A 2,548-nucleotide genomic window follows, 5' to 3' on the forward strand; every position below is an offset into this window, starting at 1 on the left:
GTAGCTGAGCAGCACAATGGCACCGGGAACCCGACGGACCATCCGAAGATCGACACGGCGACGCCGCATTCAGCTCGGATCTGAAACTACTGGATGGGCGGCAAGGACAACCACCCGGTGGACCGCGAGGCCTCGGATGATCTGACTTTTGAAGGTTTCGCGCGGCCCTACCTACCGATAACGGGGAAGTAGGGACTGCTGCATCGGCGGGGGCCGGGGGCCGCGCCGACATCGGGGCATGGTCGGATGATGGCTCGCTGCCGCCCTTGTCCGCCTGTCCCGGTCCCGGAGTTCACGGATTTCGGTTCCCACCCGAGGTGATCGTGCTCGCGGTCCGGTGGTACCCGCGCTACGCGCTGGGTTCCGTTCCGCCCAGACGATCAGCGCCGGACACGCGTTCGTGCGGAATCTTCGCCGCGGACACTACGAACCTGACGTCGACGCCGACCCGTAGGTGCGGCTGACGGCTGCCTTCGCCGAGCTCATGCGGGCGATCTGATCACCGATCCGGCCGGGTTCATCCTACCGTACTGTCCCGCAATGCAACAGACCCCCGGGGCCTAGCCCGCACCACTCCCCGGGCAACGTTCCGGGGAACGTCGCCCGGGAACGTTCCCCGGAACGCAACACGCCCGGGCCCCATCCCTATGTACTCCTCCGGGAAAAACGGCCGCCGCGCGTGCCGTTGCCCGCATGGGATGGCGCCGACGGCGGGTCGTACGACCTCGTGGCCACCCTCGCCGGCCGGCGCTGGGCGGGTACGCCGCCAGCGGTTTCGCGGCGCCGATCCAGGTGCACCAGCGCGGGGAGGACGACCGCTCGCACCACGAACGCGTCGAGCGCCACACCGACCGCCAGACCCACCCCGAGCAGCTTCAGCGTGCGGGACGGCTGCGCCATGACCACCGACAACGCCAGGATCATGATGAGGTTCATGGTGAGGACGACGTGCCCCACGTCGGCGTGGCCGCGGCTGACCGCGTCGCCTTCGAGCGCCCGCCAGCCTGGCGCATCGGTTTCGCGCAGTCTGCTCAGCAGGCTCAGGTTCATGCCCGGGGACAGGCCGAACCCGACGACCAGCACGAAGACCAAGATGAACGGTTCGATCGGACCAGCCTGGAGGCCCAGTTTCCCGGCGAAACGGTCCTGCTGGAAGAGCGCCGCCAGGACACCGACCGTTGCGAGGCCGCACGACAGCTCCGAAACGGCGAGTACGGCGGCAGTGACGCGCGAGGAGGCCGTGAGGAAGGTCAGCGCGCCCACCGCGAGCAGGACCACGAACACGAACATCGGCAGCGCGCCGCGGAAATCCGCGGCCATGTCGGCGAACAACGCCGCCTGCCCGCCCACGTAGGCGCGGATCACGGTGGGCCGCAGGACCGCCGGCAGGACGTCGTTCCGCAGTCGGTGCACCAGGTCGTAGGAGTCCGTCGACCGGGGACCCGCCTGCGGCAGCACCTGGATCAGGGCCAGGCCCGACTCGGGACTGTCGAACGAGGCGTACGCGTGTTTGACCCCCGGCGTCGTGTTGAGGGCGGTGACGACGTCGGTCACGGTGACGGTCCGGCTGCCCTCCCCCCGGTCGACGACGACGAGCATCGGCCCGTTAAGACCGCTGAAGAAGTCGCGGCTGACCACGTCATACGCGCGCCGCGCGGTGGCCGACGTGGGCTCCGCGCCCGCGTCGCCGCCACCGAGCCGCAGGGTGACCACCGGCGCTGCCAGGGCGACGAGCAGCACGCACGCCGCGGCCACGGCGACAGCCGGGTGACGCCCCACCTGCCTGGCCCACCACGATCGCACGCCCGGCCGGTGCGGTAGGCCACGACCCGTCGTGGTCAGGGAATGCCGTCCGAGCCAGCCCAGCATCCGGGTGCCGCCGAGGACGAGCAGCGCCGGCAACAGCGTGAGGGTGACCAGGGCACTGAGCACCCCGGCCACCCCGGCCGCGAGGACGACTCCCGTGAACGGGCCCAGGTTCAGCAGGAGCACCCCGGTCATCGCCACGCTCAGGCACACGCCACCGGAGGCCAGGGCGGCTACCGACTTCACCATCGCCTCGGTGGCCGCGTCGACCGGGCTCACGCCCCGCGCCAACGCGGTCTGCGCCCGGTAGACGACCAGGACGGACCCGCCCAGGCTGACCCCAAGGGCGATCATGCCGCCAAGTAGAGCGGCGAAGGGAGTCGTCAGGACGTAGTGGGACAGCACCGTCGTGACGGCCACGGTGGTGACGGTGGCCATGGCCGCGACGACCGCGGCGATCATGGCGGCCACCCTCGAACGCAGGGTCAGGCACAAGACCGCCAGCGCGACGGCGAGGGCGGCCAGCAGCGGTCGGATCGGGACGCCGGCCGAGGTGAGCGCGGTCGCGCCCGGTCCGCCCAACTCCACCTGAAGCTCGGGGCCGCTGTAGGACCGGGCCGTGGCCGAGACCCGTCTGATCGCGCCGAGGTCGAGTTCGAGCGCCGACGCTTTCATGATTACCGGAGCCACCGCCGTGCGCCCGTCGGCACTGACCGGTGACACACCCAGCACCGTCCTGCCT

Annotated in this window: 1 protein-coding gene and 2 pseudogenes; 2 read left to right on the plus strand and 1 reads right to left on the minus strand. The window is 70.6% G+C overall.

Going from position 1 to position 2,548, the window contains the following annotated elements; all coding sequences use genetic code 11:
- Positions 1-48: 48 nt before the first annotated feature.
- Together AC08OQ_RS19195 and AC08OQ_RS19200 are read left to right on the plus strand one after the other, a co-directional pair.
- A pseudogene (locus tag AC08OQ_RS19195) lies at positions 49-138 on the plus strand (SAM-dependent methyltransferase); the annotation flags it as partial.
- 111 nt (positions 139-249) lie between these two features.
- Positions 250-359 (plus strand): annotated as a pseudogene (locus tag AC08OQ_RS19200) (IS6 family transposase); the annotation flags it as partial.
- Positions 360-645: 286 nt separating this feature from the next.
- Here AC08OQ_RS19200 and AC08OQ_RS19205 read toward each other — a convergent pair.
- The coding region (locus AC08OQ_RS19205; RefSeq protein WP_476605917.1) for an MMPL family transporter at positions 646-2,548 on the minus strand (1,903 nt) is incomplete at its 5' end.

Source organism: Frankia sp. CcCS3, from assembly GCF_977927575.1.